Origin of the sequence: Arthrobacter sp. KBS0703, assembly GCF_002008315.2 — a bacterium.
Lineage (GTDB): Bacteria > Actinomycetota > Actinomycetes > Actinomycetales > Micrococcaceae > Arthrobacter.
The window spans coordinates 3,870,990-3,886,479 of sequence record NZ_MVDG02000001.1 but is presented as its reverse complement, the minus strand read 5'-3'; the positions used below and the strand labels follow the sequence as shown (position 1 = coordinate 3,886,479).

At 68.5% G+C, this 15,490-nt stretch carries 12 protein-coding genes and 1 pseudogene; 9 read left to right on the top strand and 4 right to left on the bottom strand.

The genetic code is table 11. The features are described 5' to 3' along the window. Positions 1-62 precede the first annotated feature (62 nt). Complete coding sequence (locus tag B1A87_RS18045) at positions 63-323, top strand: hypothetical protein (RefSeq protein ID WP_078028661.1); 261 nt, start codon at positions 63-65, stop codon at positions 321-323. A gap of 490 nt (positions 324-813) precedes the next feature. On the opposite strand, the gene B1A87_RS18040 is transcribed toward B1A87_RS18045, so the two are convergent. Then, the gene (locus B1A87_RS18040; protein WP_078028659.1) at positions 814-1,455 is read right to left on the bottom strand and encodes a hypothetical protein; all 642 of its coding nucleotides are present in this window, start codon (positions 1,453-1,455) and stop codon (positions 814-816) included. A gap of 141 nt (positions 1,456-1,596) precedes the next feature. Here B1A87_RS18040 and B1A87_RS18035 point away from each other — a divergent pair, with 141 nt between their 5' ends. From B1A87_RS18035 to B1A87_RS18020, 4 genes are all read left to right on the top strand, one after another. Further along, positions 1,597-1,977 carry a VOC family protein gene (locus tag B1A87_RS18035; protein ID WP_078028658.1) on the top strand — a complete coding sequence of 127 codons (381 nt, stop codon included), beginning with the start codon at positions 1,597-1,599 and terminating at the stop codon, positions 1,975-1,977. Between the two features lie 44 nt (positions 1,978-2,021). Beyond that, complete coding sequence (locus tag B1A87_RS18030; RefSeq protein ID WP_078028657.1) at positions 2,022-3,065, top strand: PHP domain-containing protein; 1,044 nt, start codon at positions 2,022-2,024, stop codon at positions 3,063-3,065. Positions 3,066-3,210: 145 nt separating this feature from the next. Then, positions 3,211-4,590, top strand: coding sequence for an MFS transporter (locus tag B1A87_RS18025; RefSeq protein WP_078028656.1), 1,380 nt, complete (start codon positions 3,211-3,213; stop codon positions 4,588-4,590). 27 nt (positions 4,591-4,617) lie between these two features. Next, the gene (locus tag B1A87_RS18020; RefSeq protein WP_078028655.1) at positions 4,618-5,394 is read left to right on the top strand and encodes an SDR family NAD(P)-dependent oxidoreductase; all 777 of its coding nucleotides are present in this window, start codon (positions 4,618-4,620) and stop codon (positions 5,392-5,394) included. Between the two features lie 238 nt (positions 5,395-5,632). Here the strand turns inward: B1A87_RS18020 and B1A87_RS18015 are convergent, their stop codons facing one another. Both B1A87_RS18015 and B1A87_RS18010 read right to left on the bottom strand, forming a co-directional pair. Then, positions 5,633-7,933 (bottom strand): fibronectin type III domain-containing protein, encoded by a 2,301-nt coding sequence (locus tag B1A87_RS18015; protein ID WP_078028654.1) that lies wholly within the window; start codon positions 7,931-7,933, stop codon positions 5,633-5,635. A gap of 355 nt (positions 7,934-8,288) precedes the next feature. Further along, the gene (locus B1A87_RS18010) at positions 8,289-8,687 is read right to left on the bottom strand and encodes a DUF5997 family protein (protein ID WP_078028653.1); all 399 of its coding nucleotides are present in this window, start codon (positions 8,685-8,687) and stop codon (positions 8,289-8,291) included. A 102-nt stretch (positions 8,688-8,789) separates the two neighbouring features. On the opposite strand from B1A87_RS18010, the gene B1A87_RS18005 reads away from it, so the two are divergent. The 4 genes and pseudogenes from B1A87_RS18005 to B1A87_RS17990 all read left to right on the top strand — a co-directional run bounded on the left by B1A87_RS18005 (position 8,790) and on the right by B1A87_RS17990 (position 13,999). After that, a complete protein-coding gene (locus tag B1A87_RS18005) occupies positions 8,790-9,527 on the top strand; it encodes a LysR family substrate-binding domain-containing protein (protein ID WP_078028652.1) in 738 nt (245 codons plus the stop codon). A gap of 114 nt (positions 9,528-9,641) precedes the next feature. Next, a complete protein-coding gene (locus B1A87_RS18000; RefSeq protein ID WP_144275870.1) occupies positions 9,642-10,397 on the top strand; it encodes a LamB/YcsF family protein in 756 nt (251 codons plus the stop codon). A 140-nt stretch (positions 10,398-10,537) separates the two neighbouring features. Next, the gene (locus B1A87_RS17995; protein ID WP_078028650.1) at positions 10,538-12,208 is read left to right on the top strand and encodes a 5-oxoprolinase/urea amidolyase family protein; all 1,671 of its coding nucleotides are present in this window, start codon (positions 10,538-10,540) and stop codon (positions 12,206-12,208) included. Beyond that, positions 12,208-13,999: pseudogene (locus B1A87_RS17990) on the top strand (acetyl/propionyl/methylcrotonyl-CoA carboxylase subunit alpha). Before B1A87_RS17995 ends, B1A87_RS17990 begins: the two are co-directional and overlap by 1 nt. 7 nt (positions 14,000-14,006) lie before the next feature. Here B1A87_RS17990 and B1A87_RS24190 read toward each other — a convergent pair. Next, positions 14,007-15,455 (bottom strand): hypothetical protein, encoded by a 1,449-nt coding sequence (locus B1A87_RS24190; RefSeq protein ID WP_260680934.1) that lies wholly within the window; start codon positions 15,453-15,455, stop codon positions 14,007-14,009. Between the last annotated feature and the right edge of the window lie 35 nt (positions 15,456-15,490).

The following is a 15,490-nucleotide window of genomic DNA, read 5'->3' as shown; positions in this document are numbered from 1 at the left end:
GGTTCCGCCCGACGGGGGGGACGTCACCACAGCGGAGCGTTGCCGAGACAAAGGATGCGGACATGCCGGATATCCACGGAATGATCAGTTCACTGCTGCCGGAGGACCTTGCCTTGCTGCAGGACCGCGGGCCTGATTCCCCGCTGGACCAGGGCCTGATCGATGCGATCGACCGCGCCGCGGGCGGGCCCGGCGAAGGCAGGGGCTATTACGTCGTGCGCGGCAGCCTGCAACCGCTGGAACACCGGAGTTACTTCCTTCGGGAGGACGTGGCCGCCGCCTTGTTCGCTCCCTCAACCCTCGAGGACGCGGCCGGCGCCTAGCCCGGCCGGCGCATAGACCGCCCCACAACGCGGGGTCACATGCCGCCCAATGGACGGCCCGGATGGGGCCGGGAATGACCCCGCGTTGCTTGGAACTTAGCTGCTGGCAGCGTCGTCGAAGCCCTGCTGCCCCGGCGCCGCCGCGACCTTCCTCCGTGCCCGTCACCTTGAAGTTGGCGTCCAGCAGGACTGTGGCCCGGGTGCCGTCCGCCTTGGTGATGTGGGCTTCGTAGGTGGCGCCGTCGGCGTCGGTCTCCATCCGTTCGATGGTGGTGCCGGGCTGGGCCGCCTTGACGGCGGCTTCGACCTTGGTGGCGGTGTCGCCCGTCAGGATCTCCTCCGTCTTGCGCCGATGGCACCGCCTCCCACCGCCGCGGCAAGGATGATGCCTGCCGTCATCTTGTTGATCCTGGACATGTGAATCTCCTATTCTCCGGACCCGGCGGATGGCCGGGCCGGCCGCTCCTGCGGCCTAGGAAAATGATCCGATTCACGCTTGTGGTGCGGCTTCGGCGCTGCTGTGCCGTACCTGTGAAAGCCCTCCGCCGCAGCCCGGGACGCCTGCCGCGTTCTCGGCACGGCCCAGGGCGAGCTCGAGCCGGGCAACGGCCGGCGCGTATCCGGGATCTGACGACGCCCTCAGGAGCTCCGCCTCCCGCATCGCCTTCACGAACGCGGAGGTTTCCGGACGGGCAACGTCCGCCATGTCCGGGTAGCCGATGGCCAGCGCCGGATCCAGCTCGTAGCGCCGCCAGCGGCTCAGGACGGCGTTGTGGACCTCGGCGGCGGACTCCCGCCGGGGAGCGTCCAGGCGCCGCCGGCGCCTGGAGTCGTGCCAGGCCAGGATCCGCGGGCTGCTGCGGTAAGCGGCGACGCCGCTCGCTACGGCGACCGCCGTCAGGGCCAGTCCGGCCAACGGGGACGCCACCGCGGGAATGAGGAGCGCCGGGACGATCACTGCCGCGCCTCCGAAGAGGTCCCAGAACAGCGGGTCTGAACCATCGGCGTCGGGCTTGCCGGCATGATGCCGGACGGCGACCACCATGCAGGCAACGGCGGCCATCAACACTGCGCCCCAGATGACAAGCTGCAGCGGCCCCAGCGGGACCGCTTCGGATACGGCGGGCACCACAGCACCTCCAAGCGACGGGCCCTGCCCGGTAATTCGGGCTGTTCTTAATTGCAGCCCCTGCGGCCGCGCAGGTCAATGGGTGCGGGACGCCGCCGGTGTGGGCAGTTTGCAGCCGGCGCCGCGCGGCGTAGCGTAGGCCGCATGCGACTCAAGATGTGCAGCATCCACGTCCAGGACCCGGCCGCGGCCCACTCCTTCTATACGGAGACTCTCGGCTTCGAAACGCTCATGGCCATGCCGGAGCACAACCTGTTCATCGTCAAGGATCCCGGTTCCGACGCCGGTAGCGTGGGGCTCCTTCTGGAGCCGAGTGACAACCCGATCGCGGCGGCATACATGAAAGGACTGCACGACGCCGGCCTCCCGGCCATCGTTTTCGGTGTTCCTGACGTGCGGGCCGAGCACCAGCGGCTCACTGCGGCCGGCGTCCGGTTCCAGGGCGATCCGTCCGAGAATCCGTACGGGATCTCGGCCGTGTTCGACGACGGCTGCGGCAACTTCGTCCAGCTGCACCAGGACTGACGCCCGCTGTATTTTGACGCCGGAGCGGCAGGGAAGGGGAATGAATGGATGCCGTTGATGCCCTGAATGAGATCGCATTCTGGCTGGAGCGCGGAGCCGCGCCAACCTTCAAGGTCCAGGCCTTCCGCAAAGCGGCCGGCATCATCGGCGGCCTCGACCCGGACGAAGTTGCCGAACGGGCCCGGGACGGCCGGCTGAAGCGGACAAAGGGTATCGGGGACACCACGTTCCAGGTCATCCGGCAGGCGGTGGACGGCGCCGTGCCCGACTATCTGGAGAAGCTCAGGCAGAGCGGCGCGGAACCCCTGGCCGCTGGCGGAAACGGGCTGCGCCCGCTGCTCCGGGGCGATCTGCACAGCCACAGCGACTGGTCCGACGGCGGGTCGCCGATTGAACTCATGGCTGACGCCGCCCGGCTTCTGGGCCGCGATTACCTTGCCCTGACGGACCATTCCCCGAACCTCAAGATTGCGAACGGGCTGAGCGCGGAGCGCCTCAGCGAGCAGCTCGACGTCGTGGCCAGGGTCAACGCGGCGCAGGCTCACGCGACTGAGGACGGCGCCGGAGGCTTCACGCTGCTGAGCGGCATCGAGGTGGACATCCTGGAAAGCGGCGAGCTGGACCAGGCCCCCGAGATGCTCGACAGGCTGGATGTGGTGGTGGCCAGCGTACACTCCAAACTCCGCTCCGACCGCCGCACCATGACGGACAGGATGCTCGCCGGCATCAGCGACCCGCACACCAATGTGCTGGGCCACTGCACGGGCCGCCTGCTGCAGGGGTCGCGCGGAACCCGCCCGGAGTCAGAATTCGACGCCGAGCGGGTGTTCGCGGCGTGCGCGGACGCCGGGGTCGCCGTCGAGATCAATTCCCGGCCCGAGCGGCAGGATCCACCGGACAACCTCATGCAGCTGGCGCTCGACGCCGGCTGCCTCTTCAGCGTGGACAGTGACGCGCACGCCCCCGGCCAGCTCGACTTCCTGCAATACGGAGCGGAGCGCGCAGAACTGAACGGCGTGCCGGCGGAACGGATCATCACCACCTGGCCGCTGGAACGGTTGCTCGACTGGCTGAAATCCGGACGCTGAAACGGCTTAACCGCGCCGGAATTCCGCCAAAATCCTGCCGAAACGGCAGTTGATAAGCATGGTGACTATTAGGTTGCAGAGTGGTAAACATTAACTGTTCCGCTGAGGAACCCCGGCGGGCCCGTTTCTTAAAGCGAGGTGCACCATGACTTCCATCAATCCTGCGAACCAGCTGGACGAGCTGGGTCAAAGAACCCTGCGGAAAGTGCGCGGACGCCTCATGCCGCTCATCGTCCTGCTCTACTTCGTTGCCTACCTGGACCGGAACAACGTCGGTTTCGCGAAGCTGACCATGAGTGCGGACATCGGGCTCAGCGCCTCGGCGTACGGACTCGGGGCCGGCATCTTCTTCCTGGGCTACGCGCTGCTGGAAATTCCGAGCAACGGCGGCATGTACAAGTTCGGTGCTCGGAAATGGATCGCGCGCATCCTCATCTCGTGGGGCATCTTCGCCACGGCCATGGCCCTCGTTAACGGTGAGACAACCTTCTACATCGTCCGGTTTTTGCTGGGTGCTGCCGAGGCAGGGTTCTTCCCGGCCATCCTGTTCTTCCTGACCCTGTGGTTCCCCGCGGCGCAGCGTGTCACCGTGCTGGGCATCTTCATCCTGGCTCAGCCGGTTTCCAACGCCCTGGGCGCTCCGGTGTCCGGCTTGCTCCTCCAGATGGACGGGATCATGGGCCTGCAGGGCTGGCAGTGGCTGTACATCATTGAGGGCATCCCGGCCATTCTCCTCGGCCTGCTTACCCCGATCCTGATGACCGACCGCCCAAGCCACGCGCACTGGCTGGCCGACGACGAGCGCGAATGGCTGACCAAGACCATGGACGAGGAACTTGCCCACAAACAGAAGGGCCAGCCGCACCACTTCCTGGCCGGGCTCAAGGATCCGCGCACCATCGCGTACTCCGCGCTGTACTTCGGACTGGTCTGCGGCATCTACGGCCTGGGCCTGTGGATGCCGACCATCGTTGCCGCTCTGGGCAAGTTCAGCACCACGGAGGTGGGCTTCATCGTGGCCATTCCGTACACCATCGCGGCCGTCTTCGTGTACTTCTGGGGCCGCCGCTCCGACCGCACCGGCAACCGGGTCATGCACGCCAGCATCAGCATGGTGATGGCGGCCGTTGGCCTCCTGGCCGCCGGCTTCCTCGTGCAGGTCAACGCGATCCTGGCCATGACCGCCCTGACGCTGGCCGCCATGGGCATCTACTCGGCCATTGCGCCGTTCCTGGCGATGCCCTCGACGGCCCTGGTGGGCGCGGCTGCCGCCGCCGGCCTGGCCATGGTGAACTCGCTGGGCAACCTGGGCGGCTTCGTGGCTCCGTACGCCGTGGGGCTGTTCAACGACGCCACCGGCGACAACCGGTCAGGCCTGGTGTTCCTCGCGGCCTGCCTCGGCATCACGGCCGTGGCCACCTTCCTCTACGCACGCAAACGCCCCGAGGGCCACGTGAAGCCGGGCACGCCGTCCACGGTCGGTGAAGAAGCAGTCGCCGCCGACGAGTTCGACATCAAGAACTGACCTCCAGGCGACGAAGGGCTGAGGAACATGTCTCATCACGAAACGTTCCCGGCCGAGCGGACCGCGGTGCTGACCGGCGCCGCGTCTCCGCGAGGCATTGGCCGCGCGACGGCGGAAATGCTGGCCAGCGAGGGCTGGTCGGTGGGCATCCTGGACATCGACGGCGACGCGGCGCAGCGGGCGGCGGAGGACATCACCTCCGTCTACGGCGTCCGGGCCCTCGGCGTGGGCGCTGACGTCTCGGACCAGGCAACCGTGAACGCGGCCATCGACCAGGTCGAGTCGACCCTGCCTCCGATTGTGGCCCTGGCCAACTTGGCCGGCATCAGTTCGCCCACGGAGTTCATGGACGAGACGCTCGAAGCATGGGAGCGGGTGTTCAAAATCAACATGACGGGCACGTTCCTGGTCACCCAGCGTGTGCTCAGGGGGATGATCGAACGCAAGCTCGGCAGGATCGTCAGCGTCTCCTCGATTTCGGCGCAGCGCGGCGGCGGCACGTACTCCAAGGTGGCCTACAGCGCCTCGAAGGCCGCCATCATCGGGTTCACCCGCGCCCTGGCCCGGGAAATGGGCCAGTACGGCATCACCGTCAACTGCATCGCCCCCGGCCCGGTGGACACGGACATCATGGGCGGCACGCTGACCGAGGAACGCAAGGCCGCGATGTCGGCTGACATCCTGGTGGGCAGGGTCGGCTCGGTCCGCGACATCGCCGCGCTGATGGTGTTCCTGATGGGCGAGGACGCCGGCTTCATCACGGCCGCGACGTACGACATCAACGGCGGCCTGCAGATCTCCTGAGAGAGCCGGCCCTGAACGGCTAGCCGCGCGCTGGCTGCCCATTCTCATGACGGACGCCAGCTGATGGCGAATCGACGGTGGCGTCAGTCGGCGGGATGCTGCTGTGCCAGGTACGGACTGTGCCCGGGCCCAACGCAGTCCGGCGGCTGCCTGCTTGGTGCCTGCAGCCACCGGACTGGTGGCGGAACTTCGTGGAATTATCCAGGGTCACCCGCGATCGTTGAGGCGGCCGGAGCTCCTATTTGTTCACCACGGTGGCGGGTCCCGCGGTGCCGCCAACGCTGGACTCAATCCAGACGGTACCGGGGTTGGTCGCGCCGGCGGCGGCGTTGCGCAGCCGGAGGGTGTAGTCGCCGCCGGTTGCCGGCGCCACGGCTGCGGTGACGGTAACACGTCCCAGGACGGGGCCGGTCAGGCTGCCTGAGTGGACGGTGATGACGCCGCCAACCACGCTGCTGGTGCCGATGATCCGGAGATCGCCGGTCTTCCACTGCGCCGAGCTGATGGTCACACGGTCCGGCACTGGCGTCACCTTGACCTCGTCGGTCCGGACGTCGGTGCCTGCGGTGACCGTCAGCCTGAAGGTGAGCGGGCTGTTGGTCATCGGGTACTGGAAGACCGGAAGGCTGAACGTGGGCTTCAGTGTGGTGGTGCCGGTCAGCGTGACCTTGTTGGGATCGGTGGGCGAGGCCAGGACCTGCTCCCACTGGTAGGTGGCGCCGGTTGTTGTGGAACCGGTGCCGTCCAAGGTGACCGGAGTGGCGGTGGTGCGCCGGACTACTGTCTGATCCGGACCGGCTACCGCTACCAATGCACCCTGGACTGTCACGGAAGCCGTCTTGGCCGATTCGGGCCCGGTGCCGTTGATGTTGCTGGCCCTGACCGTGAACGTGTAGGCGGTGTCACCACTGAGGCCGTCATAGACCAGGGTGGTGACGTCGCCGGCCACCGTCTTGGGGGCGCCGAACGCCGCGCCGTCAGCAGTGTAGGCCTGGACACTGTAGCCGGTGATGGTGAGTCCCGCCGCGCCCGGATCCGGTGCGGTCCAGGTCAGGCTGGCCGTCCCTTGGGCTGCAGTGGCTGAGGTGATGACCGGCGCTGCCGGCACGGGATCGTTGGTGATGGTGAATGTGGCCAGTCCGGACTGGGACACGTTGCCGGAGGGATCAATGGCAACGAATGACAGCGTGCTGGTCTGGGCGACGTCCATCGGCCCCGTGTAGAGCACTGCAGCGTCGGAAAGGACGCCGCCCGAAAGAACGACCGGAGACCCGTCCAGGGTGTAGTAGATCTGGGCGCCAGGTTCGCTGGCGGTGAGCGTCACCTTCTGGGCGGTGGGGGACGTTGCCCCGTTGGGCGAGGCAGTCACCGTAGGCGCGGTGGTGTCCGTCTCCGGAACCGCGTGCGCAGCAGGGAAGGTCTCCCCGGAGCTGCTCAGGCCAACCACGTAGACGTCATACTCTTCAGTGGCGGAGAGGCCGGTGATGGTGGTGCCGGTGGAGCCCTGGCCGGTGATCCGCTTGCCGATTTCCACCTGCTCGGTGCCTGTGCCGTTCTGGCCCGCGGTCTTGCCAACGGCAATGGCGCGGTAGCCGGTGATGGCCGGAGTGCCGGGAACGGCCTGTGCCGGCGACCAGGTGAGCTTCAGTCCGCCGGATACCTTGGCGGCAGCGATGTTGGTGGGGGCCACAGGGCCGGACTGACGGGGTCCGTTGGGGCAGCCGCCCATGCCGGGGCCGCCGGGCTCGCCGTACTCTGCGATGGTCAGGCCCTGGCGGTTGGCGTCCGCGTCCTCAAATTCCCACGCCATGGCACGCTCGCCGAGGCCGGCGTTGGCAGCTATTTCAGCGGTGGCGGCGTCGTCGAAGTTGTAGGTGGCGGTGAAGGTATCGCCCACGTATTCCAGGCTCGAGGTGTAGCCGCCCTTGGGGGCAGGAGCCAGGGGGCCGGGGATTGCGCGGATGTCGCGTCGTGCCACGGTGGTGTCCCGCAGGGCGGGCTCAATGATGCGCTGCTCCATCTGGTTCGGGTTGACGCCGGCTCCGATGTGCCCCTTGACGGTGACGGTGCTGCCACTGAGTACGGCGTCACCCGTCACGTAGGTGTCCTGGACCGTTGTTTCGCCGGCGGACGCGGTGCCGAACTTGATGGAGACGACGTCGCCGGGAAGGATGTCGGGGGTGACGTTGAGGCCGGTACCGGCACCCCAGCAGGCGCCGCCGGGGTGGTTGATTTCGAACGCCACGTCTCCCGCGGCGACCACGGACTTGGCGGAGCCGACTACTCCCACGCCCGGCCGGGTGACCTCAACCGTTGCTGTCTCACCGAGGTGGTCCTGGTAGCCCTCGATCGTCACAAAGTCCCGGTCGGGAAAGACCACGATGTTGTCCGGGAAGGTGGGGACGGCCGCATCGGCGGCTGGAATGGCGAACATGGACGTTGAGCAGATGACGGCCGAAACGGTGGCAATGATTCCGGCCCTGCGGGCACCAGGAGGGCGAGAAGTGTGCGCTCCCGGCTCGTACTGTGCTGATTTCATGATGACCTCATCGATCCGAGGTGCGCGATACCTTCACGCACAATCACAGAATCAAGAGGCCCCCTTGGGGAAACGCTGTACGTCCTGGAGAGTCCAAGCGCCTCCGGCCGCCATTTTGGCGGCACCCCTGGTCCCCCCACATAGAGGGTGGGTCGGCGGCCCGGCGTGGCCGCCTGTTCGCCGCAATGGCGGGGATGGGAGGCCGTCGTCGTACTCTCCAAGAAAGCAACCCCGTGCGGGGGCTGAACCCCCTTGGGGGATGACCGTCCCCTCAGGCTGGGGGATCAGGAATCCGGGTTTCTCCAAGGGCAGGAAACGTTTTGCGCCGCCCTTTGGCCGGCTTGGCCGAACAAACCTAGGCCTGGCGGGCTTTCTTGGCGTCCTTCTTGGCAGCCTCGTCCTTGACGCGCTGCGCCTCGGCGCGCACGGCTGCATGCGTGGAGCGCTCGGCGACAAGCCAGGCGGGGGGAGCCTGCAGCAGGGCGGTGATTTCCGCCGTCGTCAGTGCCTCTTCGACGCCGCCGCGGGCCAGGCCGCTGATGGAGACGTTAAGCTTCTGCGCCACCACCGGGCGGGGGTGCGGGCCGTTGCGGCGCAGCTCGGCCAGCCACTCCGGCGGGTTGGCCTGGAGCTCGGCGAAGTCGGCGCGGGTGATGGTTGATTCCTGGAACTCCCGGGGTGTTGCGGGCAGGTAGATGCCAAGCTTCTTGGCAACGGTGGCCGGCTTCATGGACTGGGAGTTAGCAGAGGTCATGCTTCAAGGGTATCTGGCCAGCCGCGTACGGCGCACCAACACCGGCCGTTCGGGCAGCAGGCAGCAGGGAGCAGCGGGCGGTGCTGGCGGTACTGTGAAGGTGTGCCCGCTGAAGATGAACCCACGCTTGCCCCTGCCCCTCCGGAACCCCAGCCGCGGGAGCTCCGCTTTGCGTACGTAGCCGGGGTGACCCCGGGCAAGTGGATCAGGCGCTGGGAAGAGCGGATGCCGCATGTTCCGTTGCGCTCGTTCATGTCCGACGGCGGCGCGCAGCTTTCGGTGCTGCGCGACGGTTTGGCGGATCTCAGTTTCGTCCGGCTGCCCGTGGACCGCGAGGGCCTGAACGTCATTCCCCTATATGAGGAACAGCCTGTGGTGGTGGCGCCCAAGGGGCACGAGATCTCCGTGTTCGAGGACGTGGCGCTTGAGGACCTGTCGGCAGAGACCTTCCTCGACGCCGGCGAGCTCGGCGGCCCCGAAGCCGCGCTGCAGGTGGTGGCGTCCGGGGCGGGGCTGCTGATCCTGCCCATGTCCGTGGCCCGGCATTTCAACGTCAAGGACACCGTGGCGCGGCGCCTCACCGGAGCGCCCGGCACGGAGATCGCCCTGGCGTGGCCCAGCGATGCCACGGACGAAGTGATCGAGGAGTTCATCGGCATTGTCCGCGGCAGGACCGCGCAGAGTTCGCGGCAGCCCTCGGCCCAGCAGGAGAAGCCGAAGAAAGAGCCCAAGCCGGACCGCCGCGGCACCGGGGCCAAGAAGCCCAAAGTGGCCCAGCGCTATGCGCCCAACCCGGACAAGGGCCGCGGCAAGGGCTCCCGGAAAAAGGGTAAGCGCTAGGTACGCCGGGGCTGGTTGGGCCCCGCACACGGATCGTTGAATTGCTGGATTGTTGAACAATTCGGAAAAGTGTTGCATCCTTGAAGCAGGCACATCAATGAGACAGGGGTCACAATGCCAACCATGGACCTGAACAGTGACGTCGGGGAATCCTTCGGGCGATGGACCCTGGGCGATGACCAGGCAATGTTCCGCTCGGTCACCAGCGCCAACGTCGCGTGCGGCTTCCACGCAGGTGACCCCAGCGTCATCCGCAGCACCTGCCGGAAAGCCGCGGCGGCCGGCGTCGTCATCGGAGCGCACGTGGGCTACCGCGATCTCGCGGGCTTTGGCCGCCGCTTCCTGGACATCGACCCCAACGAGCTGGCGGATGACGTGGTCTACCAGATCGGCGCGCTGCAGGCACTTGCCGCAGCGGAGGGCGCGCGCGTCAAATACGTCAAGCCGCACGGCGGCCTCTACAACGCCATCGTCCACCACACTGCGCAGGCACGGGCCGTCGTCGACGCCGTCAAGTCCGTGGATCCCGGACTGCCCATCATGGGCCTCCCGGGCTCCGAAGTGCTGCGCCTGGCCGAGGCCGCCGGCCTGCGGGCCGTACCGGAGGCCTTCGCGGACCGGGCCTACACCCCGGAGGGCACGCTCGTCTCCCGCTCACTGCCGGGGTCCGTCCTGGAGGATCCGGCACAGGTTGCCGAGCATGTCCTCCGGATGGCCACCGAATCTGCCGTCCGTGCCGTGGACGGCTCCATCCTCAAAATCCGGGCCGAGAGCTGTCTCTTATACACATCTCCCGGGGCCGTTGCCATGGCTACCGCGGTGAAGTCGGCCCTCAGCGGGGCCGGCGTCACCCTTGCCGCGTTTGCCTGAACGTCCCAGCCCGGGTCCCGCGCCCGCAGCCGCCCGCCGCTGCCGGCCGCAGCCGGCCTGCCGCAGTCACGCCGCCCGAGTCCGTCCCCGCAGGACACCGCAACCCCTCCACCACTCCAACCCCCAATCCGGAGTATCAAATGACCGTAACAAGTGAGACCGCGCATCGGGTGAAAACCGTGCGGCCCGTGGGCACTCGTGCCGTGCTCGCCGAGCTGGACGGGCTGCAGGACGTGCTCGCGCTGCAGGCCCTTCTGCTGGAGTCCCCGCTGCCCGGGCAGCTCGACGTCCTGGCGGCGGCGGAAACCGTGATGATCAAGGCGGAGTCGCCGTCGGCCGCGCGCCGCATGGCGGCCCTCCTGCTGGACATGGACCTCACGGCGCCGGCGCATTCGAACGGCAGCCTAGTGGTCATTGACACCGTGTACGACGGCGACGACCTCGCCGAAGTGGCGGCGCTGACCGGCCTGGGCACGGACGGCGTGATCGCGGCCCACTCCGGTCAGGTCTGGACCGTGGCCTTCGCAGGGTTCGCCCCCGGGTTCGGCTACATGGTGGGCGAAAACCAGGTTCTGGAAGTCCCCCGCAGGAACTCCCCGCGCACCGCCGTTCCCGCCGGTTCGGTGGCTCTCGCCGGCAACTACTCGGCCGTGTATCCGCGCAGTTCGCCCGGCGGCTGGCAGCTGATCGGCCGCACCGGCGCGAGCATGTGGGACCTCAGCCGCCCCCAGCCAGCGCTGGCCAGGCCCGGCGACCGCGTGCAGTTCCGCCCGGTCCGTGAGGTGGTCGCCGTAACGCCGCCCGCGTTGCCGGAAGCAGCGCCGGAAACCGTATCCGAAGGAACAGAACAGGAAGCAGCACAGCAGGCGGTGCCGCTCGTGGCCGGTCTCCGCATCCTCTCCCCGGGGCTCCAGAGCCTCATCCAGGACCTGGGCCGGAACGGTCACGCCGCCCTGGGCGTCTCCGCCGCCGGCGCACTCGACCGTGCCTCCCTGCGCCGCGCCAACCGCCTTGTGGGCAACGGGTCTTCCGCGGCCGCCGTCGAAACTGTCGCCGGCGGGCTCCGCGTCGAAGCCGTGGGGGACCAGGTCCTCGCCGTCACCGGCGCGCCCGCCCCGCTGACCATTGACTCGCCGTCGGACGCCGGAGAACCCGGCCGGCAGCGTACGGTGCCCGCCGCCACGGCGTTTGCCCTGCTCGACGGCGAAGTCCTGAGCCTGGGTGAGGCGGAGGGCGGATTCCGCAGCTACCTGGCCATCCGCGGCGGGGCCGACGTTGCCCCGGTGCTCGGCAGCAGGTCCACCGACACCATGTCCGGCATCGGCCCCGCGCCGCTGGCCGCCGGCCAGCTGCTCCCGGCCGGCCACGTCACCGATTCCGGAGTGGTGGGAAGCCCCGAGCTCCAGCCGGAGTTTCCGGGGGCGGGCGTCACCGAACTGGATATTGTCCCCGGCCCGCGGGATGACTGGTTCGACGATGCGGCCCTTGCCTCGCTCTGCAGCCAGTCCTGGCAGGTCACCCCGCAGTCCAACCGCGTGGGCATGCGCCTGAACGGCGAGCCCCTGCGGCGCAGCCGGGACGGCGAGCTTCCCAGCGAAGGGACGGTGGCCGGCGCCATCCAGATTCCACCGGAGGGGCTTCCCGTCCTGTTCCTGGCCGACCACCCGATCACCGGCGGCTACCCGGTGATCGGCGTCGTGACCGACGAGCACCTGGACCGGGCAGCCCAGGTGCCGGTCGGCGGAAGCATCCGCTTCCGGATCGCCCCGCATGCCCCAACGCAAACCACAACACAAGAAGTGAGTAACTGATGCGCAAGGTCCTGATCGCCAACCGCGGTGAAATCGCCGTCCGCATTGCCCGTGCCTGTGATGACGCGGAACTCGGCTCGGTGGCCGTGTACGCCGACGTCGACGCCGACGCACTGCACGTTTCTGCCGCAGACGAGGCGTACAGCCTCGCCGGCAACGCTCCGTCGGAAACCTATCTGGACATCGCGAAGCTGCTCCGCGTCGCGGCCGATTCCGGCGCGGACGCGGTCCACCCCGGGTACGGCTTCCTGTCCGAGAACGCGGACTTCGCGCAGGCCGTCCTGGACGCCGGACTGATATGGATCGGCCCGACGCCCGAGGCGATCCGGATGCTGGGCAACAAGATCACCGCACGGGAGATCGCCGTGCGTATATGTGACAGCTCGTGGCCGGCTGCGACGGCCCCGTGGCCACGGCCGCTGAGGCCCGGGCCTTCGCCGAAGAGCACGGCCTGCCCATAGCCATCAAGGCGGCCTTCGGCGGAGGCGGGCGCGGGCTGAAGGTGGTCCGCGAGATGGACCAGATCGAGGAGTCGTTCGACTCGGCCGTCCGGGAAGCCGTGGCCGCGTTCGGCCGGGGCGAATGCTTCGTGGAGCGCTACCTTGACCGGCCCCGGCACGTCGAGGCCCAGGTCCTGGCGGATGTGCACGGCAACGTAGTAGTGGTAGGAACGCGCGACTGCTCCCTTCAGCGCCGCCACCAGAAGCTCGTGGAGGAGGCCCCGGCGCCGTTCCTGAGCGAACAGCAGACCCGGGAAATCTACGACGCCGCCAAGGCGGTGTGCCGCGAGGCCGGCTATTCCGGTGCCGGAACGGTCGAATTCCTCGTGGCGGCGGACGGCACCGTGGCGTTCCTGGAGGTGAACACGCGCCTGCAGGTGGAGCACCCCGTCACGGAGGAGACGACCGGAATCGACCTGGTGCAGGAGCAGTTCCGGATCGCCGCGGGGGAGCAGCTGCGGTTCACCGAGGACCCGGCCCCGCGGGGCCACTCCTTCGAGTTCCGGATCAACGCCGAGGACGTGGGGCGCGGCTTCCTGCCGTCCCCCGGCACGGTGGCCGAGTTCACCGGTCCCACGGGCCCCGGCGTCCGGCTCGACGCGGGATTCGGCTCCGGCTCGCTGGTACCGCCGCAGTTCGACTCCCTGCTCGCCAAGCTGATCGTTACCGGCGCGGACCGCCAGCAGGCCCTGCGCCGGTCCCGCCGTGCGCTAGCCGAGATGCGTATCACCGGCGTTCCCACCGTCCTGCCGTTCCACCGCGCCGTCGTCCAGGCCCCGGACTTCACGGCCGCGGACCGCCTCGGCGTCCACACCCGGTGGATCGAGACGGACTTCGCAGGACAGATTCCGGCCGATGATCAGTTCAGCACGGCTGCCCCCGGCGGCGAACGCCGCACCATCACGGTCGACGTGGACGGCAAGCGGCTGGCCGTCGGGCTGCCGGCCGCGTTGCTGGACGGCTGGGCCCGCTCCCGTCAGGGACTCCCGGCCGGGTACGACGGCGGAGCTTCCGCCGCCGGCGGCACCACCGGCAGCTGTCTCTTATACACATCTAGATGGACGGCAGCGGCGTGCACCCGGCGGAGCTGCGTTCGCAGATGGCCGGCACCGTGGTGAAATGGCTCGTCGAAGAGGGCGCACAAGTGACTGCCGGGGATCCGCTGCTGGTGCTGGAGGCCATGAAGATGGAAACGCAGGTGGCAGCGCACCGCTCGGGAACGCTCTCGGAACTCGTGACCGCGCCGGGCGGAGTGGTCAGCGCCGGCTCCGTAGTGGGGCGGATCGAGTAGCTCCCCGTCAGCGGGCGAACGTGCGGAATCCGCCCCAGCCCTTGCCGATGGTGGAGGGGGTGCCCCACCCGCCCTGGCCCAGCGGGTAGTATCGCACGGCGCCGTCATGGAACAGGACAGTCAGCCCCCGGGTGCCTGCCCCCTGGAAGCTCGAGCTTGCCGAGATGGTGCGGGCACTCCAGCCGGTGCCGATCTGCGGGCGGGCTTCGCTGCGGAAGTTGCCCCTGCCGTCCTGGCGGTACAGGCGAAGGACTCCGTCCCGGCCCGGTGCCAGCAGGTCCGGAATGCCGTTGTTGTCCCAGTCCGCGATGGTGAAGTTTGCCTGGGTGCCCCACCCGCTGCCCACGAGCCGGCGGCCCGCCAGCCCCCGGCCGGCAGGGTTGTCGTAGAGCCAGAGCTTCCCCGCGGCGTCGCGGGCCAGGACGCCCGGGTACCGCCGCGAGGTGTCCCACGTGCCGGCCGTGATGGCCATCTGCTGCCAGCCGCCGGTTCCGGCGGTGAAGGCGGCACCGAATCCTCCTGTGGACCGGCCGGGGTAGACGGTCAGCGTGCCGTTGGGCCATTGAGCGAGCAGGTCCAGCGTGCCGTCGCGGTTCCAGTCCACTTTGGACACCGAGCTGGCGGTTCCCCATCCGTTGCCGATCGCGGCGCGCTGGCCAAGCCCGCCGTTGCCGAGGGCCGGGTAGTTCCACAGGGTGCCGTCTGTGGCCACGCCCAGGGCATCAGAACTGCTGTGGATCGCGGCAAGGGATTTTCCTGCGGTGTCCGCGGGGCCCGTCCGTGAAGCTGATCGGAACACGTCGCCCACGGCGCCCATCACGATGCGGTCCCCCGGCCTGCCGGTGCGCAGGAACCTGGTCGCGGTGGTGAGCGTGGTAGAGATGCACCCTGCCGACGGGACGTTTCCGGCGTGGAGGAAGATGGCGTACGAGGCGCCCTGGACCGTGGAGGCATCCGGAAGGCGGTTGTAATTAATGACGGCGGCCTGCTCGTAGTAGCCCTGGTTCATGTACGTCCAGAGGTTCTCGTCCGCAGGACCGCCGCGGCCCTCAAAGTACTGGTTGTAGGTGGCTCCTCGCTCGCCTCCCCACCGGGAGGACGCGTTGATGGCGCGGTACCTGAGCGCCGTGCCGGGATTCCGCCGGCCCAGGGCCTCGGTGACGGTGAACGATCCGGTAGGGGAGCGGTAGGTGTCCTCCCAGGCTTGTCCCGGTGCCGAGAACCCCCGGCTACCCGCGAATCCGGTGGTCTGCCATTCGGTACTGTAGCCGGCCCCTGATTTCACGCAGCCCGTGATGACCACCCGCGTCTGGTTCCGGTCCGTGGCCGTGGCGAAGGTGACCCGCGTGGCTCCGTAGGTGTTGAACTGCACTTGCCCTGCGGAGAGCCGCGCGCAGGCGTTGTAGACCTGGGCGGCGGCGCCGACCGGAGGAACAGTCCCCAGGGTCAAAAGCATGACCAGGGCTGAAACCACCAGGGGCCGCAATCCGG

Bases quoted from the DNA above. Each gene is read 5' to 3' on its own strand.
- B1A87_RS18045 (WP_078028661.1), top strand. From the start codon at position 63: ATGCCGGATATCCACGGAATGATCAGTTCACTGCTGCCGGAGGACCTT.
- B1A87_RS18035 (WP_078028658.1), top strand. From the start codon at position 1,597: ATGCGACTCAAGATGTGCAGCATCCACGTCCAGGACCCGGCCGCGGCC.
- B1A87_RS18030 (WP_078028657.1), top strand. From the start codon at position 2,022: ATGGATGCCGTTGATGCCCTGAATGAGATCGCATTCTGGCTGGAGCGC.
- B1A87_RS18025 (WP_078028656.1), top strand. From the start codon at position 3,211: ATGACTTCCATCAATCCTGCGAACCAGCTGGACGAGCTGGGTCAAAGA.
- B1A87_RS18020 (WP_078028655.1), top strand. From the start codon at position 4,618: ATGTCTCATCACGAAACGTTCCCGGCCGAGCGGACCGCGGTGCTGACC.
- B1A87_RS18015 (WP_078028654.1), bottom strand. From the start codon at position 7,933: ATGAAATCAGCACAGTACGAGCCGGGAGCGCACACTTCTCGCCCTCCT.
- B1A87_RS18010 (WP_078028653.1), bottom strand. From the start codon at position 8,687: ATGACCTCTGCTAACTCCCAGTCCATGAAGCCGGCCACCGTTGCCAAG.
- B1A87_RS18000 (WP_144275870.1), top strand. From the start codon at position 9,642: ATGCCAACCATGGACCTGAACAGTGACGTCGGGGAATCCTTCGGGCGA.
- B1A87_RS17995 (WP_078028650.1), top strand. From the start codon at position 10,538: ATGACCGTAACAAGTGAGACCGCGCATCGGGTGAAAACCGTGCGGCCC.
- B1A87_RS24190 (WP_260680934.1), bottom strand. From the start codon at position 15,455: ATGCTTTTGACCCTGGGGACTGTTCCTCCGGTCGGCGCCGCCGCCCAG.